At 61.0% G+C, this 22,380-nt stretch carries 23 protein-coding genes; 22 read left to right on the forward strand and 1 reads right to left on the reverse strand.

From position 1 onward, the window contains the following. Positions 1 to 6: 6 nt before the first annotated feature. The 16 genes from dapF (at position 7) to spoVM (ending at position 15,355) form a co-directional block, all read left to right on the forward strand. The gene (gene dapF / locus K6T64_RS07275; protein WP_288009298.1) at positions 7 to 840 is read left to right on the forward strand and encodes a diaminopimelate epimerase; all 834 of its coding nucleotides are present in this window, start codon (positions 7 to 9) and stop codon (positions 838 to 840) included. A 272-nt stretch (positions 841 to 1,112) separates the two neighbouring features. Continuing rightward, entirely contained in the window at positions 1,113 to 1,991 is an 879-nt protein-coding gene (locus tag K6T64_RS07280; RefSeq protein ID WP_288009299.1) for a YicC/YloC family endoribonuclease, read from the forward strand. 31 nt (positions 1,992 to 2,022) lie between these two features. Further along, positions 2,023 to 2,289 carry an extracellular matrix/biofilm regulator RemA gene (gene remA / locus K6T64_RS07285; RefSeq protein ID WP_100667894.1) on the forward strand — a complete coding sequence of 89 codons (267 nt, stop codon included), beginning with the start codon at positions 2,023 to 2,025 and terminating at the stop codon, positions 2,287 to 2,289. A 10-nt stretch (positions 2,290 to 2,299) separates the two neighbouring features. After that, positions 2,300 to 2,983, forward strand: a complete 684-nt coding sequence (gene gmk, locus K6T64_RS07290; RefSeq protein WP_100667893.1) for a guanylate kinase — start codon at positions 2,300 to 2,302, stop codon at positions 2,981 to 2,983. After that, a complete protein-coding gene (gene rpoZ, locus K6T64_RS07295; protein ID WP_013075420.1) occupies positions 2,937 to 3,131 on the forward strand; it encodes a DNA-directed RNA polymerase subunit omega in 195 nt (64 codons plus the stop codon). Before gmk ends, rpoZ begins: the two co-directional genes overlap by 47 nt. A 54-nt stretch (positions 3,132 to 3,185) precedes the next feature. Continuing rightward, positions 3,186 to 4,397, forward strand: a complete 1,212-nt coding sequence (gene coaBC, locus K6T64_RS07300) for a bifunctional phosphopantothenoylcysteine decarboxylase/phosphopantothenate--cysteine ligase CoaBC (protein WP_170085727.1) — start codon at positions 3,186 to 3,188, stop codon at positions 4,395 to 4,397. After that, positions 4,394 to 6,838 carry a primosomal protein N' gene (priA, locus tag K6T64_RS07305; RefSeq protein ID WP_288009304.1) on the forward strand — a complete coding sequence of 815 codons (2,445 nt, stop codon included), beginning with the start codon at positions 4,394 to 4,396 and terminating at the stop codon, positions 6,836 to 6,838. Before coaBC ends, priA begins: the two co-directional genes overlap by 4 nt. Before the next feature lie 59 nt (positions 6,839 to 6,897). Then, positions 6,898 to 7,365, forward strand: a complete 468-nt coding sequence (gene def, locus K6T64_RS07310) for a peptide deformylase (RefSeq protein ID WP_100667890.1) — start codon at positions 6,898 to 6,900, stop codon at positions 7,363 to 7,365. Further along, a complete protein-coding gene (gene fmt / locus K6T64_RS07315; protein ID WP_288009306.1) occupies positions 7,362 to 8,300 on the forward strand; it encodes a methionyl-tRNA formyltransferase in 939 nt (312 codons plus the stop codon). Before def ends, fmt begins: the two co-directional genes overlap by 4 nt. After that, positions 8,252 to 9,757 (forward strand): 16S rRNA (cytosine(967)-C(5))-methyltransferase RsmB, encoded by a 1,506-nt coding sequence (gene rsmB, locus K6T64_RS07320; RefSeq protein ID WP_288009308.1) that lies wholly within the window; start codon positions 8,252 to 8,254, stop codon positions 9,755 to 9,757. Before fmt ends, rsmB begins: the two co-directional genes overlap by 49 nt. After that, positions 9,750 to 10,832 (forward strand): dual-specificity RNA methyltransferase RlmN, encoded by a 1,083-nt coding sequence (gene rlmN / locus K6T64_RS07325; protein WP_100667888.1) that lies wholly within the window; start codon positions 9,750 to 9,752, stop codon positions 10,830 to 10,832. The genes rsmB and rlmN overlap by 8 nt, the downstream gene beginning before the upstream one ends. Before the next feature lie 24 nt (positions 10,833 to 10,856). After that, positions 10,857 to 11,615, forward strand: coding sequence for a Stp1/IreP family PP2C-type Ser/Thr phosphatase (locus K6T64_RS07330; protein ID WP_013075427.1), 759 nt, complete (start codon positions 10,857 to 10,859; stop codon positions 11,613 to 11,615). Continuing rightward, the gene (gene pknB, locus K6T64_RS07335; protein WP_288009309.1) at positions 11,612 to 13,546 is read left to right on the forward strand and encodes a Stk1 family PASTA domain-containing Ser/Thr kinase; all 1,935 of its coding nucleotides are present in this window, start codon (positions 11,612 to 11,614) and stop codon (positions 13,544 to 13,546) included. Before K6T64_RS07330 ends, pknB begins: the two co-directional genes overlap by 4 nt. 22 nt (positions 13,547 to 13,568) lie before the next feature. Beyond that, the gene (rsgA, locus tag K6T64_RS07340) at positions 13,569 to 14,465 is read left to right on the forward strand and encodes a ribosome small subunit-dependent GTPase A (RefSeq protein WP_100667886.1); all 897 of its coding nucleotides are present in this window, start codon (positions 13,569 to 13,571) and stop codon (positions 14,463 to 14,465) included. A gap of 45 nt (positions 14,466 to 14,510) precedes the next feature. Beyond that, positions 14,511 to 15,176: a ribulose-phosphate 3-epimerase gene (gene rpe / locus K6T64_RS07345; protein ID WP_100667885.1), complete on the forward strand. Its 666-nt coding sequence runs from the start codon at positions 14,511 to 14,513 to the stop codon at positions 15,174 to 15,176. A 98-nt stretch (positions 15,177 to 15,274) separates the two neighbouring features. Continuing rightward, positions 15,275 to 15,355, forward strand: coding sequence for a stage V sporulation protein SpoVM (gene spoVM, locus K6T64_RS07350; protein ID WP_041303890.1), 81 nt, complete (start codon positions 15,275 to 15,277; stop codon positions 15,353 to 15,355). 32 nt (positions 15,356 to 15,387) lie between these two features. On the opposite strand, the gene rpmB is transcribed toward spoVM, so the two are convergent. Beyond that, the gene (gene rpmB, locus K6T64_RS07355; protein WP_100669356.1) at positions 15,388 to 15,579 is read right to left on the reverse strand and encodes a 50S ribosomal protein L28; all 192 of its coding nucleotides are present in this window, start codon (positions 15,577 to 15,579) and stop codon (positions 15,388 to 15,390) included. A 248-nt stretch (positions 15,580 to 15,827) separates the two neighbouring features. Between rpmB and K6T64_RS07360 the strand changes: the two genes are divergently transcribed. The 6 genes from K6T64_RS07360 to K6T64_RS07385 all read left to right on the forward strand — a co-directional run bounded on the left by K6T64_RS07360 (position 15,828) and on the right by K6T64_RS07385 (position 22,380). Continuing rightward, complete coding sequence (locus K6T64_RS07360; RefSeq protein WP_100667884.1) at positions 15,828 to 16,193, forward strand: Asp23/Gls24 family envelope stress response protein; 366 nt, start codon at positions 15,828 to 15,830, stop codon at positions 16,191 to 16,193. 12 nt (positions 16,194 to 16,205) lie between these two features. Continuing rightward, on the forward strand, positions 16,206 to 17,888 hold the full coding sequence (locus K6T64_RS07365; RefSeq protein ID WP_288009311.1) for a DAK2 domain-containing protein: 1,683 nt from the start codon (positions 16,206 to 16,208) through the stop codon (positions 17,886 to 17,888). Beyond that, the gene (locus tag K6T64_RS07370) at positions 17,888 to 19,963 is read left to right on the forward strand and encodes an ATP-dependent DNA helicase RecG (RefSeq protein ID WP_288009312.1); all 2,076 of its coding nucleotides are present in this window, start codon (positions 17,888 to 17,890) and stop codon (positions 19,961 to 19,963) included. The genes K6T64_RS07365 and K6T64_RS07370 overlap by 1 nt, the downstream gene beginning before the upstream one ends. 460 nt (positions 19,964 to 20,423) lie before the next feature. Next, on the forward strand, positions 20,424 to 21,011 hold the full coding sequence (gene rsmD, locus K6T64_RS07375) for a 16S rRNA (guanine(966)-N(2))-methyltransferase RsmD (RefSeq protein WP_288009313.1): 588 nt from the start codon (positions 20,424 to 20,426) through the stop codon (positions 21,009 to 21,011). Next, positions 21,008 to 21,487, forward strand: a complete 480-nt coding sequence (gene coaD, locus K6T64_RS07380) for a pantetheine-phosphate adenylyltransferase (RefSeq protein ID WP_170085719.1) — start codon at positions 21,008 to 21,010, stop codon at positions 21,485 to 21,487. The genes rsmD and coaD overlap by 4 nt, the downstream gene beginning before the upstream one ends. 89 nt (positions 21,488 to 21,576) lie before the next feature. Next, the gene (locus tag K6T64_RS07385) at positions 21,577 to 22,380 is read left to right on the forward strand and encodes a patatin-like phospholipase family protein (RefSeq protein WP_288009316.1); all 804 of its coding nucleotides are present in this window, start codon (positions 21,577 to 21,579) and stop codon (positions 22,378 to 22,380) included.

The raw sequence follows: 22,380 nt of genomic DNA on the forward strand, positions 1-22,380 counted from the left end.
TCTCAGTTGAAATTTGTCAAGATGCATGGCCTTGGAAACGATTTTGTTGTGGTGGAAGGTCACGCCTTGCCGGTGGATCCGGGGGCCCTGGCTCGGAATTGGTGCGACCGCCATTTCGGCATTGGCGCGGATGGGTTGGTGTTTGTGCTTCCGTCGGACCGGGCAGATGTGCAGATGCGAATTTTTAATGCCGACGGGTCTGAAGCGGAACAGTGCGGCAATGCCGTGCGATGCGTGGGGAAATACGCCTTTGAACGGGGATTGGTCCGACGCCGGGATCTCGTGGTGGAAACGTTGGCCGGACTGCAGCGCATCGTGCTCGGAGGCAACGGTTCCCGGGTGGAAGAAGTCACCGTGGACATGGGCGAGCCGATTCTTGAGCCGGGCCGGATACCCGTGGCATTGGCCGAGGGCGGCACTCCCTCGGGGAGGGTGGAGGCGGCCGGGCGGGAATGGGCGTTTACGGCAGTGTCCATGGGTAATCCCCATGCGGTCATTTTCGTGGATGATGTGGAAGGCACGGATGTGCGAGGCGTGGGGTCGGAGGTCGAGACGAACCCCCTGTTCCCGAATCGAGTGAACGTGGAATTCGTCGAGACTCTGGATCCTGGGGAGATTCGGCTGCGGGTGTGGGAGCGGGGATGTGGAGAAACTTTGGCTTGTGGGACCGGGGCCTGTGCCGCCGTGGTGGCCGGGGTGCTGGAAGGTCGATCCGGCCGGAAGGTTCAGGTGCATTTGCCCGGCGGCACGCTGAAGATCGAGTGGGCTGAGGATGGTCGGGTGTACATGACGGGGCCTGCGGTAGAGGTGTTTCGGGGGGAAATTGGACAGCCGGACTAAGGTGCCAAGATGGGTCGAAAAGTTCGCCGCACGGGGTCCGCGGATGTTGGCCGCGGGCTTTTTTCATGGCGTTCCTTCCAAGTGAAGGGATCCTTATCGAAAAGCCTCCCGCTTCGCGTTCCTCGCAGGAGCCTGAGATCCGGTGGATCATAGCTGATGGATTTTGTCAAGGGCCGTATGCGTGCATAGCTTTGCAAAGCCGGCAGTGAGGTGGCCTGTTGTCTGTGGTTCCCAGGTTGAAGTAGAATGGAGTGTGAAAAAGGGGTGGCGATGTGCTGAAAAGCATGACCGGGTATGGACGGGGAACCGGCCAAGGGGCCGGATACACGGTGGGAGTAGAGATTCGTTCGGTGAATCACCGATTTCGTGAGATCGCGATCCGTGGGCCCCGCGAGTGGCTCGCTCTGGAGGATGATCTCCGCCGGGCAGTGGCCCGAGAGATCTCCCGGGGCCGGGTTGACGTATACATATCCGTTCTACCGGATCCAACCGTGGGGGACCCGGCGATTCTCGACATCGCCCTCGCCCGGGCGGTGAAAAAAGCCGGAGATGCCCTGGCGGCGGACTTAGGCTTTCCCGACGGGATTAGCCTGCGGGATATTTTGGCGATACCGGGGGTGGTTCGCCCCCAGGAGGCGGCCGTCGATCCGGAGGTGGCCCGCCCGGTTGTGAAACGGGCCTTGGATGCCGCGCTGAGGATGCTGGCTACAGCCCGGCGCCGGGAGGGTGAGCGGTTGGAAGAGGATGCCCGGCACCGCTTCTCCCATCTCAGCCGACTGGTGGAAGAGATCGGTCTGCTGGCCGCGGAGGTCCCCAAGGAGTATCGGCGGCGCTTGGAGGAGAAGATGCAAGAATGGAATCTCCCGGGGGTTGTGGATGCCGGACGGATTGCGGTGGAGGTGGCGATGCTGGCCGATCGAGCGAGCATAGAGGAGGAGATCGTCCGGCTCTCCAGTCACCTGGGTCAATTCGAAGCGGCCTTGGGCAGCCGAGAAGCTGTGGGGCGGCGGTTAGATTTTTTATTGCAAGAGATGTTTCGGGAGTTCAATACGATTGGGGCCAAAGCGTGTAGCGCCGAGATTGCCCTGCGGGTGGTGGACGCGAAAACGGTTCTCGAACAGTTGCGGGAACAGGTGCAGAACGTCGAGTGACCCCGATTCGTATGGCTGGGAGGAATGCGGAGTGAGTATTCGATTGATCAATATTGGGTTTGGCAATATCGTATCCGCCAACCGGATTGTATCCATCGTCAGCCCTGAGTCAGCCCCGATTAAGCGCATCATTCAGGAAGCCAGGGATCGGGGAATGCTGATTGACGCCACCTACGGCCGTCGAACCCGGGCGGTGATTATTACCGACAGCGACCATATCATTCTGTCTGCCGTGCAGCCGGAAACGGTGGCCCACCGTTTAGTGGCTAGGGATGCGGCGGCGGAAGAGGAGGAATAACGCCACGGCCATGGATCAGGGGAAGACGATGGATCGGCCCGAGGGACTCCTGGTCGTCCTGTCGGGTCCTTCGGGTGCGGGCAAGGGAACCGTCTGCACCGCATTGCGCGAACACCTGCCTGCGATGAAATATTCGGTATCGGTCACTACGCGGGCGCCCAGGCAAGGGGAGCAGGAAGGGGTTAACTATTTCTTCCGATCCCGGCAGGAATTCGAACGCATGATTCGGGATGGCGAATTACTGGAATGGGCCGAGGTGTACGGGAACTACTACGGCACGCCGCGGCAATACGTGGAAGACCAACTGCGGGCGGGGCTCGATGTGCTTTTAGAAATCGATATCCAGGGGGCTCGCAAGGTCAAGGAGCAGTTCCCCCGGGGGGTGTTTGTGTTTTTGCTCCCTCCTTCGGTACGGGAATTGAAAAATCGGATTCTTGGCCGGGGTTCGGAGACGGCCGAGAGTTTCCGGCTGCGCTTTGGGGCGGTTTCGGACGAAATTCGACAGTTGTGGGAGTATGATTACGTGGTCATTAACGACGAGGTTGAACTGGCCTGCCACCGCATCCAATCGATTATCGTCGCAGAACACCACAGCGTTCGGCGCAACCGGAAATTTTACGAATCGTGGATTGAAAGGGGGATTGCAGATGCTGTATCCATCCATCGATCAACTGATGACAAAGGTAGAAAGTAAATACGCCCTGGTGGTGGCGGCAGCCCGCCGTGCCAGGCGGCTCCAGGAAGGGGCGCGTTCTCTTGTGTCAGTTCCTTCCGGGAAAGTCGTCTCGGTGGCGTTGTTTGAGATCGCCGCGGATAAGGTAAAATGCGTGCTGTCCAAGTAATGGGGCGAGGGAACAACCGATGGGGTTGTTCTTTTTTCTCGGGAGGGGAACAGGGTGAAAGACCGTGAGATCATCGTTGGGGTGACTGGAGGCATCGCCGCTTACAAGTCGGCAGCCCTGTGCAGTCGTCTCGTGAAATCCGGCGCCAGGGTTCACGTCATTCTAACCGAAGGGGCCGCGAAGTTCATCACACCCCTTACGTTCCAAAGCATTACGAAACACCCCGTGGCGGTGGACGTATTCGACGAGACGGATCCTTCGGTGATCCAGCACATTCACCTGGCGGATTTGGCGGATGTGTTCGTGGTGGCGCCGGCAACAGCCGACATTCTCGCAAAAGCCGCTTGGGGGCTGGCGGATGACATGCTGTCCACCACGCTGCTCGCCACGAGGTCTCCGGTCATCTTCGCCCCGGCGATGAACGTTCACATGTTTGGCCACCCTGCTGTCCAAGAAAATATCGCCCGTCTCCGGGCCCGGGGCTGTGTCATCGTCGACCCTGGGGAGGGCCCTCTGGCCTGTGGGTATACCGGGAAGGGCCGCATGGCGGAACCCGATGAGATCGTCGAAGTCGTGGAGGCCGTTTTAAACCGCCGCCGGGACTTTGCGGACGTCCGCGTGTTGGTGACTGCCGGTGCCACTTGGGAGCCCTTTGATCCCGTCCGGATACTGTCCAACCGCTCCACCGGCAAAATGGGCTATGCCGTGGCGGAAGCGGCCCGGGATCGGGGGGCAACCGTGACCCTAGTGGCAGGGCCGGGAGAGCTCCGCTCCCCGGAGGGGGTTCGCCTCATCCGGGTCGAGACGGCCCTGGAGATGCGGGACGCTGTTCTTGCAAACCTTCCGATGCATGATGTTTTAATCAAGGCCGCGGCGGTGTCAGATTATCGGCCGGCGGTGGTTCATCCCTCGAAGGTCAAAAAGACGGAAGGGCCACTCACCGTGGAGTTGGTCCGCAACCCGGATATCCTGATGGAAGTATCCAGGCACCGTCGACCGGATCAGGTGATCGTCGGTTTTGCCGCGGAAACGGAAGATGTAGAGAAAAACGCTCTGGAAAAGTTAAGACGCAAGAGCCTCGACTACATCGTCGCCAATGATGTCTCCATGGCCGGGGCGGGGTTTGCCGTCGATACGAATATTGTGACGATCTACGGCCGGGACGGTACCGCTTTGGCGCTTCCTCCGCTGTCGAAACGGGAGGTGGCAGATCGCCTCTTGGACGTGATTCGGGACACCCGGGGCAAGGTGGGGGCAGGATCGTGATTGCCGTTGAAGTGTTGACAGAACTCCGGGTCCAGGCGGTGGACCGGACGTTTACGTACCGGGTGCCTGAATCCCTGAAGTCTTGGGCGCTTCCGGGTGCCCGGGTGTTGGTCCCCTTCGGGCGGCGGTCGGTGATGGGAATTATCGTGGAGCGGACCGATCCGCAGCTCGCGGAGTCCCTGTCCGGACTCAAGCCGATCCGGGACGTGCTGGACACGGAACCGGTGGTGCCCCGGGATCTTCTCGAACTCGCCGAGTGGCTTTCCGAACGGTATCTATGTACCCGATCCGCGGCCTTCCGCACGGTGTTGCCGCCCGGGGCCTTTGGAAAGGTGAACCGGTATTACGAACCGGGACCCGGAGCCGGAGAGGCGGCCCATATCGCCGGAGTTGGCGGCGGGGTGATGGGGCGTTTGGCCCGTAGGCCCCTGTCCAGGGAGCAGCTCTTGGCGGCCTTGGGCGGTGACCTGGGCACCCTGAGAACGGGGCTTGCCAGGGGATGGTGGGTGGAACGGACCGAGGGCCAAGTGGTCGGACCGAAAACGGTCCAGGTGGCCGTCCCTGTCTTGGATAAGAAATCCCTCCAAGAGGCCGCTGAGAGGATGCGCGGTCGGGCGCCTCGGCAAGCAGAGCTTTTGACTTGGTGGCTCTCCCGGGATCTCGACCCTCTCCCCGTCGGGGAGATGGCCCGGTTGTCCGGTGTCAGCCGGGAGGCGGTGAGCGGACTGGTCAAGCGCGGCCTGGTGCAGTTGGAGTCCCGGGCGATCCGGAGGGACCCGGGATCGGGCCGCGACCCGGGGTGGGATACCGGGGAGAGGCCGGAGTTGAATGAAGATCAGCGCCGGGCCTTGGCAGCGATTGTGACCCAGATGGAGGCGCCGGATCATAGGCCGGTGTTATTGTACGGGGTGACGGGCAGCGGGAAGACCGAGGTGTACCTTCGGGCGATGGAAGAGGCGCTTCGCCGGGGGCGCCGGGCCATCGTGTTGGTGCCGGAGATCGCTTTGACCCCACAGACCGTGGCGCGGTTCCGGGGTCGATTCGGGGAGCAGGTGGCGGTTTTGCACAGTCGTTTGTCCCCGGGGGAGCGCCACGACGAGTGGATGCGGCTCCGGCGCGGGGAGGCGTCCGTGGCCGTCGGGGCGCGGTCGGCGATTTTTGCTCCGGTGGACCACCTGGGTCTGGTCGTCATGGACGAAGAGCACGAGGTGTCGTATAAACAAGAGGAGTCCCCCCGTTATGTGACCCGGGAGGTGGCCTGGAAGCGGGCGGCCCAGCACGGAGCCGTGTTGGTGCTGGGCAGTGCTACGCCATCCCTGGAGGCGATTCATTTAGTGGAACGGGGACGAGCCGTGTCGACCTCGCTGAAAGAGCGGGTGGGCGGGCGCCCCCTCCCGGAGTGCGTGGTGGTGGACATGCGCCGGGAACTTCGGGAGGGGAATCGCTCGATGTTTAGCCGTCGACTCCAGCGGGAGATGGCGGAACGGCTGGACCGGGGCGAGCAGGCGGTTATCCTTATGAACCGCCGGGGCTACAGCACTTTCGTGTTGTGCCGGGCTTGTGGTCACGTCATGCGCTGTCCCCACTGCGATATCTCTTTGACGTACCACCGGTCCGGGGAAGATTTGCGGTGCCACTACTGTGGGTATACCACTCCCTACGTGGAGACGTGCCCCAACTGCGGGTCGCCGTACATCCGGTATTTTGGCACTGGGACCCAAAGGGTGGAGGAAGAACTGCGGCATCTCTTTCCCACGGCCGAAATTGTCCGAATGGATGTGGACACGACCCGGCGCAAAGGGGCCCATGAAGAGCTCTTGGGTCGTTTCGCCCGGGGAGAGGCGAACATACTCCTCGGGACGCAAATGATCGCCAAAGGTCTCGATTTTCCCAATGTTGGACTGGTGGGCGTCATTTCTGCCGATACGTCCCTGCATGTGCCCGATTTTCGTGCAGCGGAACGCACCTATCAACTGCTCGTCCAGGTGGCGGGGCGGTCCGGCCGGGGGGACACTCCGGGGATCACGGTCATCCAAACCTACAATCCGGACCATTACGCCATCCGGGCGGCGGCGGACCAACAGCCCCGGGTGTTCTACCTCCGAGAGCTGGCCGGCCGGCGCGCCGGGGATTACCCCCCTTTCTCGGAGCTCGCGGTTTGGCGGACAGGACACCCCGAGGCCGATCGAGCGGCCCGGGCGGCGGGCAGCATCGAACGCCGGCTGAAAGAAGTCATGCCCCCCGGGGCGGGTCGGGTGCTTCGGGCTGGCCCGGCCCCTCTGGGACGCCTGCGGGGTTTGTACCGCCACCAGGTGGTGGTGAAATATCGCCAATGGTCGGACGTGGCGGAGGCGTTTCGAGAAGTGTGGCGGGAATCGGCGGGACTGTGCGATCCCGAAGGATCGGTAAGCGTGGACGTGGCGGCCCAGATGTTGTTGTAGCGGTCTTGTAGCGGGGGCGCATCCCGGTTGGGGTCGCGCCGTTAAAGGAGTGAGTTTCAGTGGCGATACGAATCATCCGTTTGCAAGGGGATCCGATACTGCGAGAAAAGGCTAAGCCGGTCAGCAAGGTCACCCCGAACATTCAGCGGCTGATCGACGACATGGCGGACACGATGTACGATGCCGAAGGAATCGGCCTGGCGGCTCCCCAAGTGGGAATTCTGAAGCGGGTCATCGTCGCAGATATTGGCGAGGGCCTGCTCGGGTTGGTGAATCCGGAGGTCGTATTAGAGGAAGGCGAACAGACCGGGCCAGAGGGTTGCTTGAGTATCCCCGGCGTCCAGGCGGATGTCACCCGGGCTCATCATGTGATCGTGCGGGCCCAGGATCGGAACGGGGAACCCCTCGTGGTGGACGCCGAGGGACTCCTGGCCCGCTGTTTGCTCCACGAAATCGACCACCTAGACGGGATTCTTTTTCTCGACCGGGTGACCGATCCGCGTTCCATCCGGAGGGTCGAAACGTGACCAACGTATTGTTCATGGGCACGCCGGAGTTTGCCGTTCCCTCCCTGAGGGCGTTGGTCAAGGCGGGGTGGAACGTGGGGGCGGTGGTGACCCGCCCAGACCGCCCGGTGGGGCGCCGTCAGGTCCCCTCGCCGCCGGCGGTCAAGCGCGCCGCCGAGGAACTGGGTCTCCCCGTTTGGCAACCCGAACGGGTGAAAGACGAGGAGTTTTTAAGGCGGGTTCGGGACCTGGCCCCAGAGGTGGCGGTGACCGCCGCCTATGGGCGGATCCTTCCTCAAGAACTGCTCGACCTGCCACCCCGGGGATGTTTGAACATCCACGCGTCCCTGCTGCCCAAATACCGCGGGGCTGCGCCGATACAGCGGTGCTTGATGGACGGACAGGACCGGACGGGCATCACCATCATGAAAATGGTACAAGCTTTGGACGCGGGGCCGATTGTCTATCAGGAAGAACTGGCGGTGGGCGAGGAGGATGACGCCGGCACATTGACCGAGCGCCTGGCCGACTTGGGGGCGCGGCTCCTGGTGAACGTGCTGCCGAGATGGTTGGCCGGGGAAATCGAACCCCGGGAACAGGACGAATCTTTGGCCACTTATGCACCTCCCCTTTGCCGGGAGGACGAGAAGATCGACTGGTCGCAAGCGGCCCTGGCGATCCACAACCGAATTCGGGCTCTGCGCCCGTGGTCGGGTGGTTATACCCTCCACCGGGGCAAGGTGTTGAAAATTTGGCGGACGACCGTTGAGGCGCGGACCGGGGGTTTCGGCACACCCGGTGAGATCCTAGCTGTGGACCGGAGCGGAGTGTTGGTGGCAGCAGGGGCGGGAGCCCTGTGGCTGCACCAGGTTCAGCCCGAAGGCAAGAATCGGATGGAGGCGGAAGCGTGGGCGCGGGGAAGGCGCATCGAAACTGGGGAGTCCCTGGGGACGTGAGCCCGGATGCCCGGGCGACGAATTCTGTGCGAGACCTGCAGCGCCGGGTTTCGGGAAGGGCAGGGGCAGTATCACCCGCCCGGCGGGGGGCTTTTGAAGTCCTGCTTCTTGTGGAAGAGCGGCGGGCCTACAGCCACATCGCTTTAAGGCAGGTGTTAAACCGCCTGGGTGCGGACCGGAGGGACAGCGCCCTGGCTACGGAGATTGTTCAGGGCACGTTGCGGTGGCAGCAATGGTTAGATGAACAGATCAATGCCAAGTCCCGAATCCCCATTACTCGCCTTGATGCCGTCGTCCGGGTCACGCTGCGAATGGCGGTCTATCAGTTATATAAACTGCGCCACTGTGCCCCTCACGCCGTGGTGCACGATGCAGTCGAATTGGTCAAAGGCACTCAGCCCCGGGCCGCGAGTTATGTGAACGGTGTGTTGCGAGCCTTGGAGCGCCAACAGGAAACGCCTCCCCAACCCCGGGCCGCAGGATCCTGGGAAGATCCTGGGAACCCGGAAGAGGTGGCTCGGCGCACCTCCCATCCGACGTGGATGGTGGAACGCTGGTGGTCGTGGCTCGGCCCAGAAGCGACGATCGCCCTTTGTCAAAGCAACAACGAACCGCCGCCTCTCGCCCTTCGGGTAAACCTTTGGCGCTCATCCGTCGCTGAGGTTATGGAGTCGGTCAGGGAAGCAGGGGGGGAAGGGCGGCCGTCGCCGGTGATCCCCGGAGTCCTGCGGGTCAGCGGGGTGGACGTTTCCCGTCTGTCCACCTTTCAGTCCGGTGCTTGCAGCGTGCAGGATGAGAGCGCCACCCTGGCCGCCTGGACATTGCAACCCGAGCCCGGGGGGGAGGTTCTGGACCTGTGTGCCGCCCCCGGGGGAAAATCTGCGCATCTAGCCGAGTGGATGAAGGGCACCGGGCGGGTTACCGCAGTGGATATCCATCCTCATAAAATCCCTTTGATCGAGCAGACCGCCCGACGCCTGGGATTGCCAAACGTTCATCCGGTGTGTGCCGATGGGAGAGATGCCCCGTCCCTCGGGATTTTTGACGCCGCCTTGGTGGATGCTCCCTGTAGCGGCCTCGGGGTTTTGCGACGGCGGCCGGAGTTAAAATGGCGCCGGCGCCCCGAAGACATTCAGGACCTGGTCAAACTGCAGGGCGAGTTGCTGGCGGCCGCAGCCAGGGCCGTGCGGCCGGACGGAATATTGGTCTACGCGACCTGTACCGTCTGTGAAGCAGAAAATGATGGGGTCGTGGAGGCTTTTCTGGCAGGGCCCGAGGGAGCGGACTTTGATCTCGAAGACCCGGCAGCCCTCTGGCCGGACCCCCTCGGCCAAATGACGTTTTCCACTCGGTTTGGTCGCCAGATTCTTCCGTTTCATTTTGGAGGGGACGGTTTCTATTATGCTCGACTCCGCCGAAAACCCTCGGGGGCACAAAGGGGGATCCGCCGTGACTGAACAGAACACCCAGAGCAAAGGCCGAGAGCCGTGGATTCACTTGTATGGTCTGACGCTGGCTGAGCTCCGGACGTGGCTTGAAGAACAGGGTGAGCCGGGGTACCGGGCCGCGCAACTGTTCGATTGGATGTATAAAAAGCGCGTGACGAGCGTGGATGCGATGACCAATCTACCCAAGGCCCTGCGAAATGTGATTCGGGAGAGGGCCCGGCTCGTGACCATGGAGGAACTGACCCGTCAGGTGTCGAAAAAGGATGGGACGACAAAATTCCTTTTTCGCCTATTCGACGGGGCGACGGTGGAAACGGTGCTCATGCGCCATTCTTATGGCAATAGCGTGTGTGTTTCCTCTCAGGTAGGCTGTCATATGGGTTGTCAGTTCTGCGCATCGACTTTGGGCGGGCTGGTTCGGAACTTGGAAGCCGGGGAGATGGTGGAACAGGTTCTCGCGTGCCAGCGCATGCTCGATCAGGAGGGGCAGCGGGTCTCCTCCGTGGTGGTGATGGGGTCGGGAGAACCTCTGGAGAATTATGGGGCCACCCTTCGCTTTATCCGTTTGATCACCGCCGATGAGGGACTGCGCATCGGGCAGCGACATATTACCGTCTCCACGAGTGGCATGGTGCCCGCCATCCGGAAGTTGGCGGAGGAGCGCCTTCAGATCACTTTGGCGGTATCGCTGCACGCCCCGAATGACGAGGTGCGCAGTCGCCTGATGCCCATCAACCGCGCCTACCCCATCGCCGTCTTGTTGGAGGCCTGCCGGGAGTATTGGGAAAAGACCGGGAGACGCCTGACCTTTGAGTATGCCCTCATCGGTGGAATCAACGATCGACTGGATCAGGCGGATGAATTGGCGGATCGGCTCAGGGGTTTGCCGTGTCATGTGAACCTCATTCCGGTCAATTACGTACCGGAGCGCCGGTTCGACCGGACCCCGCGCCGGCAGGTGGAAGCGTTTCGCGAGCGGTTGGAGCGGCACGGGATTTCTTGCACCGTGCGCCGAGAGATGGGTGCGGATATCGCGGCGGCCTGTGGGCAGTTGCGGGCGGGTTATGAGTTGACGGAGGCGTAGGGGAAAGCGGGAAGAGGTGTCCGTATGCAGGTGGAAGTCGCGGCCAGGTCCCACGTGGGCTTGGTGCGCTCGATCAATCAGGATGGGTATGCCATCCACATGGATTTAGAACCTTTAAAAGCGGCCCTCCTAGCCGATGGCATGGGCGGCCACCGGGCAGGGGAGGTGGCGAGCCAGTTGGCCATCGACGTGATCGGCCGCCAACTCCACAGCTCGACCGGTCCGGCGGGGCAACGTTTACTCGAGGCCATCCGGGAGGCGAACCGGGTGGTTTACGAGCGGTCCCACGATCCTTCCGCCACAGACTTGGCGGGTATGGGCACCACTGTGGTGGCCGCCCTGTTTGACGAGCGGGAGATCTGGGTGGGTCACATCGGTGACAGTCGGGCCTACCTGATCGCCGGGGCAGCTATCCGCCAGTTGACCGATGATCACTCTTTGGTGAACGAGTTGCGCAAAAGCGGGGAATTGAGCGAGGCAGAAAGCCGGGTTCACCCGAGGCGCAACGTGTTGACCCGGGCCCTGGGCATGGAACCCCGGGTTGAAGTGGATATCGCCCGGGTTTCCTGGGAAGCGGGCGGCATCTTGCTCCTTTGCTCCGATGGGCTGTCCAATATGGTGGAAGAGGGCGAGATTCTGGAGACGATGCGGGTCGGGACGGTCCCGCTTGAAGGGCGGCTCGATCGTTTGATCGAAGCGGCCCTGGGAAGGGGCGGACCCGACAACATTACGGTGGTGGCGGTGGAGCATGGGGCGCCCGGGGAGCGGGGGGATCGCCTTTGATCGGACGCTTGCTGGGTGGTCGATATCAGATTGAACAGGCGGTGGGCGGAGGCGGTATGTCGGTGGTGTACCGGGCACTGGACACCGTCCTCGGGCGCCGGGTGGCTGTCAAGGTATTGCGCAGCCAATTCGGCGACGATGCGGATTTTATCCGCCGTTTTCGCCGGGAGGCTCAGGCGGCCGCTTCATTATCCCATCCGAATATCGTGAATATCTTCGACGTAGGAACTGACGGGGACGATCATTTTATCGTCATGGAGTACGTCGAAGGTCATACCCTTAAAGAGTGGATCCAACAGCGGGGCCCCCTGCCGGTGGAAGAAGTGGTGGAGATCGGAAGACAGGTGTGCGCGGCCCTGGCCCATGCCCACGATCGCGGCATCGTCCATCGAGACATCAAACCCCATAATATTTTGATCACCGATGCCCGGGTTGTCAAAGTGACCGATTTCGGCATCGCCCGGGCAATCACGGCCAACACGATTACCTATGCGGGATCGGTGATCGGGTCTGTGCATTATTTTTCACCCGAACAAGCCCGGGGAGAGATGACTGATATTAAATCAGACATTTATTCCCTGGGGGTCGTGTTATACGAGATGGTCACCGGCCATCTGCCTTTTTCCGGGGATTCGCCCATCAGTGTGGCCTTGAAGCACGTGCGGGAACCCTTGGTGGAGCCTCGCCAGCTCAATCCCGGAATTCCCCAAAGTATGGAGAACGTGATTCTGCGCGCCATGGCCAAAAATCCGCTGGATCGGTATGATTCAGTTAAAGAAATGGCGGAGGATCTCGATGTCGTCCTCGAACTGAGGGATGTCCCGAAATTCGTTCCCCAGCACGGCGACGGTCAGTCCGAGGAGACGCGATTGTACACACCGGTGTCCGGCGCCGAGAACAATGCTGATCGAAAGGCGGCGGACGAGGCGGCCAAGCCCCGGCGTCGAGGCTGGTTCTATGTGAAACGGGCGGCATTGTGGACGCTGGCGGTGCTTCTCGTCATGGCGGTGCTGGGGGTTGGGGCGTATTACGCATTTACAACCTGGATGCGGGTGCCCGACGTCACCATGCCGAATGTTGTGGGGAAACCTTACGCCGATGCGGTGACCCAACTCACACAAAGCGGATTTTCTCAAAATAACATCCAACGGGTGGACATGCCGAGCAATGCGGTGCCTCCTGGAGCGGTGTTCAAACAAGATCCCGATGCTGGAATTACGGTGAAAGCGAACCGCTCCATTACCTTGTGGGTGAGCATCGGCCAGGAAACCGTGGCTATGCCGGCGGTGGAAAACATGCCGCTCTCCCAGGCGAAACAACTGCTTAAACAAAACGGGATTCCGGATTCTCAGATCGCGGTGAATTATGAGTACAGCGACCAGCCGAAAGACACGGTGATCCGGCAATATCCCCGGGAAGAAGTGGCGGTGGTCCCCGGGAAGGACCAAGTACAACTCGTGGTCAGCCAGGGGCCCCAATTGGTGACCGTGCCAAATGTGGTGGGCAGCACGGAACAAGATGCCCGGCAGCAGTTGACGGCAGCCGGGTTGACCGTGGGCAAAGTCCAAACCCAGCCCGATTATAAAGCGCCGAGCGGCGTGGTGATTCAGCAGGCGCCTTACAAGCCCGGAGACCAGGTCCCCAAGGGCCGGGCGGTGGATTTGTGGGTTTCCAGCGGTTATCCCCAAGATGCGAAAACCGCGGTGTTTCCGGTGGTGGTGGCCATCCCGGCCGGTCATTCGCCCGTTCAGGTGAAGATTGTGGTCACGGACGCCCGAGGGGCCAATCAAACGGTGGTCTCGGAGACGACATCGGTGAGTAAAGTGTATCCGGTGCAGGTGGTTCTCAGCCCAGATACGGGCGCGGATATCAAGTGGTACGTGGATGGACAGCAACAGGGCGAAAAAGTGATCCCTTACAATGGAACGTAGCAGGAAGAGGGGGGAGAGCGGCGTGCCGGAAGGGGCACAGGGCCGGATTGTCCGGGTGGTGGCCGGATTCTACGACGTAGATCTCGAAGGGCGAACGGTGCGCTGCCGCGCCCGGGGTGTCCTGAAGAAGCGGGGGATTCATCCCGTGGTCGGAGATGCGGTGCGGGTCCGTTTGTCCGGGCCCTCCGAGGGCGTGGTGGAGGACGTGCTGTCTCGGACAAACGTCTTGGTCCGCCCCCCAGTGGCGAACGTGGACCTGGCTGTACTGGTCTTTTCCATCCGGGAACCCGATCTGAATCGCCACCTGCTCGACCGCCTGCTCGTGTCTGTGGAGTTGCAAAACATCCCCGCTTTGCTGTGCTGGAGTAAAGCGGACCTCCTTCAGGACCGGTCCGATTTTGAAAGGGAGGTGTCGGTATACGGGCGGTTGGGGTACCCGACCCTGTTCGCGTCCTCCCTGACCGGGGAGGGTATCGATGCCCTACGCACCTGGTTGCGGGGAAAGGTGAGCGTCCTCGCCGGTCAGTCCGGAGTGGGCAAATCCAGTTTGATTAACGCTCTGCGTCCCGGGTTGAATCGGGCCGTGGGCGACGTCAGCCGGCGTCTGGGAAGGGGTCGCCACACCACTCGGCAGGTGGAGCTCCTCCGACTGGAAGAGAATACTTATGTCGTCGATACTCCGGGGTTCGGGGTTTTGGCCTTCGACAAGGATTTGGAGCCTGAAAGGCTGCCGAAGGGATTCCCGGAACTGGTTGAGGTGGGCAGAGACTGTCGATACCGAGGCTGCCTGCACGAAGAAGAGGAAGGGTGCGCGGTCCCCGCGGCCCTGGCCGAGGGGCGGATCGATCCTTTGCGTTACGACCATTATCGGGAATGGCTGAAAGAGCTGCGCGAAGCTCGGGAAGAGCGATACCGCTGACGATGACCCTGCGTGAACGGGGGATTGTGAAAGGAGGCAAGGACGATGAGACGATCGGTGATGATGGCGCCGTCGATCTTGTCGGCGGATTTTGCCCGATTAGCCGAAGAAGTGGAATCGGTGACCCAAGCGGGAGCGAATTGGATTCATGTGGACGTGATGGACGGGCAGTTTGTTCCAAATATTACGATCGGGCCGCCGGTGGTGGCGAGTCTCCGCAGGGTTACCGATTTGCCCTTGGATGTGCATTTGATGATTGCCAATCCGGATCGCTATATTGAGGATTTTGCCCGGGCCGGGGCGGACCGAATCACAGTCCACGTTGAAGCTTGTCCACATCTACACCGAACGATCCAGAGTATCCGGGCGACAGGGGTGAAACCTGGGGTCGCTCTCAACCCGGCCACGCCGCCCGAGATGGTGCGCTGGGTGTTGGAGGATGTGGAGTTGGTTTTGGTCATGACGGTCAACCCCGGGTTTGGAGGACAGGCGTTCCTTCCCCGAACGGTGGAGAAAATCCCTCTCTTGCGAGAATGGGCAGGGGATCGGGACGACCTCTGCGTCGAGGTGGATGGGGGGATCGATCCTTCAACCGCTCCCAAGGCGGTGAAAGCGGGGGCCGATGTGCTGGTGGCCGGCTCAGCGGTGTTTGGGCGGGCGGACCGAAAAAAAGCGTTGGGCGATATCCTGGAGGCGATTGCACACATTTAGCCCGAGAAGGAATATACATAAAGAGCAATGGGACCGCAACGCGATTGAAAGAAGGGCCAGGTCCGAGTACGGATACCGGAGGCGGAGGAGGGGTTTTTGTGCGCTTTTATACCATCAAACTGCCTCGTTTCCTTGGGGAGATCGTAAAAGCGATTCTGAACGCCTTTCACAAAGACTAAACAAAAAAGCACCTCCTCGGTGCTTTTTTGTTTCAAAGAGCCCTTTTGACTTTTCCGGCCTTCAGGCAACGGGAACAGACCCGAATGCGGCGAACGCTGCCGCCGACCTCCGCCCTAATCTTGTGGATGTTGGGCATCCAGCGGCGTTTCGTGAGTATATGGGAGTGGCTCACCGCGTGCCCGGTTGCCGGCCCCCGTCCACAGATTTCACAACGCTTGGCCATCCGTTTCACCCCCGTCCAGTCGATGGATCCGCGGCCGCTCACGGCATGTCGACTTTCCTATGCTACCACAGGGTCGATGTTCGATCAAGGTACTCGGGGGGGCCGAACTCCGGAATTTTCCCTTCAGCCTCCGGAAGAGGGGGCGATCGCCCTCCGTCCCTTTTCCGAGGTCGCCCGATTGTAGTAAAATGCAAGGGAAGTCACACCGTCACGCCCGGATTCCGGGGTGCGAGGGGGAACGATCGGAGATGCCGAAAGAACTGCAGACCGCGATTGGGAAGATTTTCATTGTCGAAGACGTCATTGCCACGATTGCAGGGACCGCAGCCATGGAGTGTTACGGGTTGGCGGGGATGGCCTCCCGGCGCCAGGTCAAAGACAGCCTGACAGAGTTTTTGGGACGGGACAACCCTGGTCGGGGCGTGGAGGTACAGGTTCGGGATGACAAAACCGTGGTGGATCTCCACATCATTGTCGTTTACGGCATGAAAATTTCCGAAGTAGCCCACAATGTGATCGAAAAGGTGCGCTACACCTTGCAGGATACCCTCGGAATCACCCCGGATCGCATCAACGTGTACGTTCAGGGCGTTCGGGTGCCGGAAGAGAAGTAGGAGGGCGTTGGGTTGGAGGACAGGCGATTGGACGGGCAGACGCTCGTCCAGGCATTGGAGGCGGCGGGGCGGCGATTGAGTGAGGCAGGACCGACCATCAACCGCCTGAATGTCTTTCCCGTTCCCGATGCGGACACGGGGACAAACTTATCGTTGACGTTTGATGCTGGGCTCCGGGCGTTGGCTGAACATCCTGCCTCGGGAGCGGCTGAAGTGCTCACTCGATTCGCCAAAGGGTTGATCTTCGGTGCGAGGGGAAACTCCGGCGTCATTCTTTCGCAGTTTTTTCTAGGTTTGGCTGGTAGCCTCCGAGGGGAAGTGGAGCTGTCCCTCACCAGGTGGAGTGAGGCATGGAATCGCGGGGCGGAAGCTGCCTATCGGGCAGTGGAGAAACCGGTTGAAGGTACGATGCTCAGCATTGCCCGGGATACGGCTCGGGCTTGGATAAAGGGATCTGGCGAGGGCTGGGAGGCAGCCGCCCGGGCGGCTGTTGCCGCAGCGGAATCGGTGCTTGAGGGGGGAGCCCCGGATCCTTCGGGGCGCCGCCAACCGGGGGTGGTGGATTCCGGGGCCCTCGGTTTTGCCGTGATACTCGATGCTTTTGTCGAAACGCTCGCCGGAATATCGTTGCCGTGGGAGGCGGACATCGCGGTTGTAGCCGAGCGACGGCGGGAAGATGGCATGGCAGTATCCTCCGCCTCGATGGACGAAGCCCCCTCAATCGAATGCCGGCGGGGTGAAAGCGTCGGCGGTTACGGCTATTGCACCGAGTGTTTGATCCATGTCGCCGGGCAAGGGGAATCGATGACCGCCCGGCTCGAACAGTCGTTGTGCGGGCTCGGGGACTCCTTGCTCGTCGTCCAGGTGGACGAGTGGGTCAAGGTACACATTCATAGTTTCCACCCGGGGACGGTCTTGGAGCATTGTTTGTCCTTTGGCCCCCTCGATCGGATCAAGATTGACAATATGCAAATGCAAGTGAAGACCAAATCCCTGGAAGTTGCCCCAGCCATTCCGCAGCCGGGATCTTCGGTTCCCCGGCGTTCTCTGGTTGCAGCGGTGGACGACGAAGGGGCGGCTCGTTTGTTTGAAGGGGCGGGCGTTCCCGCTGTCGTTCTCTCGGAAGTGGGCGGGAGATCCGGGGCGGTGTCTGTGTTATCTCGGGTTGTACAAGAGACCGGGAGTGCGGAGACGGCGGTTTTGGTTTGTCAGAGCCGGTCGGAGGCAGATGTCAAACGGGCCTTGCGGACACTGGGGTCCGGGATGCTTCGGGTGATTCGAGCCGGCAGTGTTCCGGAGGGGTTGGCGGCCGCCTGTGTGTTCGAGCCCACCCGCCCATTGGACGAGAATGAACGCCGGATGAAGGAGGCCATGGCCAGGGTGCGTTCGGGATTCATCCGGAAAGTTTCTGATTCTGGGTCCTTGCCACCAGGTGCGCGGTCCGGCCTTTATGAGGGAATGGTGGACGGCCAAGTGGTGGCGGTGGGTGAAACCATTTCTCCCGTTCTCCTTGGTTTGATTGAGCGCCTCGGGGCTGAAGAGGCCGAATTGGTCACGGTGATCTGGGGAAGGCGGGTGAGTGCTCAGGAGGAGCGGGCGGTCCGAGAACAGGTGTCCGTCAAGTTTCCGGGCCTCTCTTTTGAATGGCTTCGGGGAGATGAAACGACTTACGACGCTGTGGTGGGTGTGGAGTGATGGAGAAGGATCCCCGCGCTTCGCAGGATCCGCTCGCCCGGCCGGTCACGTTCTTGCCTGGCGTCGGCCCCCGGAGGGCCAGGGCTTTGGAGAGTTTGGGGATTCGGTCAATTGGCGATCTCCTTTATCATTATCCCTTTCGTTATGAGGATCTCCGTCTTCGCCGTCCTGGAGAGTGGGAAGACGGCCGCCGGGTGGCGGTGGAGGGGACTGTGGCGGGGAAGCCCCGGGTGAGCAGAGGTGGGCGGGTCCCGGCGGTGGCCGTGCCGATGGACGTTCAAGGAATTCGCATTCACGCGGTTTGGTTTCGTCAGGCCTATGTCCTTGAGCGGTTGACCCGTTATCAGCGATGGCGGTTAGTGGGCCGGTGGCAGGCCGCCCGGCGCAGCCTGGTGGTGGAACATATGGAGCCGGTATCCGAGGGCGGCCCTCATCATTCTGCCCATGCGGGCCGGATTGTGCCCGTGTACCAAACGAGCGGGGATCTCCATGCCAAGTGGCTGCGTACGTGGATCGCGTCAGCCTTGAAAGAAGCTGAGCCCCATCTCGTCGATCCTTTGCCGTGGCGCTGGAGGGCGAAGCTGGGGCTCATGGACAAAGCCGAGGCCCTGCGGGAGATTCACTTTCCCCGGGACTGGGAGAGACTTGGTCGGGCCCGGGAAAGATTGGTATATGAAGAATGCCTCAGGTTTCAGCTTCCGCTCCAGTACGCCCGGTGGAGACAAAAAAGCCGACGGGCCCCGGCCCTCAGATTGACCCGGAGGGAGTGGGAAGCCTTTTTGGCGGCTCTTCCGTTTTCTCCCACGGAAGGGCAGCGGCGGGTGTTGCGGGAGGTGGCGGAGGAGATCGCCGGACATGCCCCCATGCGCCGGCTCATCCTCGGCGACGTCGGTTCCGGGAAGACCGTGATCGCGGCTGCCGTTCTCTTTGCGGCGGCGATGAGCGGCGGACAAGGGGTATTGTTGGCTCCCACCGAAATTCTCGCTGAGCAACACGCCCGCATTTTGTCTCGTTGGTTCGCGGGCTTTTCTTTTCCAGTTTGGCTGTTAACAGGAGGGACCGGCCGCGCCGAACGCACCCGATATTTTGCCGATATTTCCGCCGGCCGCCCGGGGATCCTCGTGGGAACCCACGCGGTGCTCGGCGATGTCCCGTACTCCGCTCTTCGGGCAGCCGTGTGTGATGAACAACAGCGATTTGGGGTCGTGCAGCGGATGGCCCTGCTGCGGCCAAACGAATCGATCCACCTGTTGTCGATGTCGGCAACGCCGATTCCGCGCACTTTGGCCATGGCCCTTTTTGGCGATGTCGACGTATCCTTTTTGCCTGCCCGCGCTGAAACCCTGGGCCGGCGCGTCACTCGGTGGCTGCCGCTGGACCGGGAAGAAGAGGTCGTCCTTGAACTGCGTCGGCGATTGAGTCGGGGTGAGCGGGCATACGTGGTGGCTCCGGCGATCGGAAGACCCGGGGAACAGCCGGAATCGAAAAAAGATGTCCTTTCTCTGTTTGACTGGTTTCGGGAACAATTGGCGGGGTTTGCTGTCGGCTTGTTGCACGGGCGCATGTCTTCCGGTGAAAAAGAACGGGTGATGCGGGCTTTTGCGGAGGGCGCTGTACAGGCTTTGGTGGCGACAACCGTCGTGGAGGTGGGCGTCGACGTTCCCGAGGCCACGATGATGGTGATTTATCACGCTGAACGATTTGGCCTTAGCCAGTTGCATCAGTTGCGCGGACGAATCGGCCGGTCGGGGCAGGATGCGGTATGTTTTGTCCTAACGGGGCCCCTGACGGACATCGCTCGTCAGCGGATCGAGGCCTTTCAAGCGGTGAATGATGGATATTTATTGGCCAAGAAAGATCTGGAGCTGCGGGGGCCGGGGGAGTGGGCGGGTCTGGCCCAGAGCGGTTGGCCAGATTTCGCACTTTTCGACCCGATTCGAGATGAAATCTGGATGCGCCGGGCCAAACACCATGCCCACCATCTTGTGCAGAGCCGAGAATTTTGGCTTTTGCCGGAGTTTGCCTCCCTGCGGGCGGGACTGGCCCCCCTAGCGGTCGGTGAAGGGGTCCACTAAGGTGTACGCGGGGTGATTTAAGATTCCGGCCGTCGGGGTGGCTCCGGTTCGTCCATTCGGGATTGTCTCCGGGATGAAGAGACCGGCGGCATCTCTAAAGTGAAAAAAATGACAAAAGCGAGGACAAGGACGAAAAAGATAGCTCCGATCACCATTCCCTCGGTGTATGACAACGGCATGCGGATCACCTCGTGCATAGGTTGCCCAGGGATCGATTGTTTATTTCATAAAAAATCCCCCCCGTCCGGGTCAACGAGGGGGTTGTCGCATGGCCTTCGCCAGACGACACGGGAGAGGAGAAACCGGAGGAGAGCATATGGGGACACCCTGCTGCTCCACGGTTTGCGGCGTCGGTTGACAGCCGCCGGTTATCATCATGGACAGGTTTGCGAGCGTTTATACATGTTGGGCACGTCAAATGTGGTACACTCTTTGCAACAGGGCGGTGGAGGTGAGTCACATGCGGGTCGTCGCCGGAGAGCTGGGTGGCCGCCCATTGGCTGGCGTGCCGGGCCGGGGGACGCGTCCCACCGCCGATCGGGTCAAAGAAGCGATGTTCAGTATCCTGGGCGGCAGCCTGGACGGGGGATGGGCGCTGGATGCCTTCGCCGGTACCGGAGCTCTTGGCATCGAGGCCCTGAGCCGGGGGGCGGAACGGGCCGTTTTCATCGAAAAATCCCCGGCGGCCCTCCGGGTTTTACGGGGCAACCTGAAACGCCTTGGGTTGGATGCGCGTTGCCGGGTTTTGCCGATGGACGTTCGGGTCGCCTTGCACAGGTTGAATGCCCTTTTGCCGGCTGGAGGAGTTTCGGGCCAGGCGATAGCGTTTCGCTGGGTGTTTTTTGATCCCCCATACAAAATGGCCGGGGCGGTGGATCTACTTGGGGAGTTGGACCGCCTGGGCTTGGTGGAAGCGGGGGCTGTGGCCGTGGTGGAGACTTCCGCACAAACGGCGGTTCCAGATAAGATCGGGATGTGGCACCATTGGAAGCGATCGACCTATGGCGATACCGCCCTGACGTTTTATCGAAAGGAGTCGACAGAATGATCACAGCCATTTATCCGGGAAGTTTTGATCCGATCACCATGGGGCACTTGGACATCATTGAACGCGGCGCCCAGATATTTGACGCCGTCGTGGTTGCAGTGTTAGAAAATCCACACAAAAGTGCTCTATTCGCGGTTGAAGAAAGAAAGCAATTGATCGAACGGTCTGTCGAGGGATTCGATAACGTGCGGGTGGAGACCTTCATGGGCCTTTTGGTCGATTACCTCAAACAAAGGGGTGCCAGGGTGGTGATTCGGGGACTTCGAGCTGTTTCCGATTTTGAGTTCGAGCTGCAAAATGCCACCATGAACCGTAAGTTGTGGCCTTGGGCGGAAACATTTTTTATGCCGACAAGCACCAATTACTCTTATCTCAGTTCAAGTATTGTGAAAGAAATCGCGAAGTACGGCGGCGATGTGTCCGGCCTGGTGCCGCCCCACGTAGAGGAGGCGCTCCGGGCCAAATACCGGCGTTAGACGGTATGTGTGGAGTCGGGCCTGTCATATCATGAAAAGAGGATGATCGGCCGTTTTGGTGGGATCGTTCGAGAAGGGAGAACCGGACCGTGGGAAGACCCAGGATCGGGCTGGCCCTGGGGGCGGGGAGTGCCCGGGGGTTCGCTCATATCGGAGTATTGCAAGTGCTGGAGGAGCATCGGATTCCCATCGATCTGATGGCGGGGACCAGTATGGGCGCTTTGGTCGGTTCTTTGTACGCCTCGGGGATCGGGCCTGGGGATCTCGGAAAGCTGGCGTGTTCACTCCCGCGCCGATCGTGGGTGGACCCGGCCGTCCCAAAGATGGGACTGGTTTTGGGGGATAAAATCACGGAGGTGATCCGGTTTCTAACCAAGGGGATGGCTTTGGAGCAGATGTCGCCGCCGTTATGGGTGGTGGCGACGGATCTGGAGGCGGGCAAAAGGGTGGTATTTCGGAAAGGCCCAGCCTTTCGGGCCGTTCGCGCAAGCATTTCGATTCCCGGAATCTTTGTTCCGGTGGTATCCGAAGGGCGCCTGTTGGTGGATGGAGGAGTGATTGAACGGGTGCCGGTGCGTACCGCCAGGGAAATGGGGGCGGATGTGGTGGTAGCCGTGGACGTGGGAAAAGGCCAAACCGGGCCTGTCCGCCATATTTTCGACGTCATTCTTCAAAGTATCGACATCATGGAACGACAGATTGTGGACGTCCGCCTTCCCGAGGCGGATGTCGTTATTCAACCGGATCTGGGCGCGATCGGTTCCACGGCATTCAGCCAAGCTGAGGTGATGATCGAACGGGGGCGGGAGGCGGCTCTCCAAATGATCCCCCGGATTCGGGAGCTGATAGGCAGCGCGGGCGGGGAGGACGGATCGACGGCGGAGGGGGCGTGA

The organism is Kyrpidia sp. (assembly GCF_023512215.1).
GTDB lineage: Bacteria > Bacillota > Bacilli > Kyrpidiales > Kyrpidiaceae > Kyrpidia > Kyrpidia spormannii.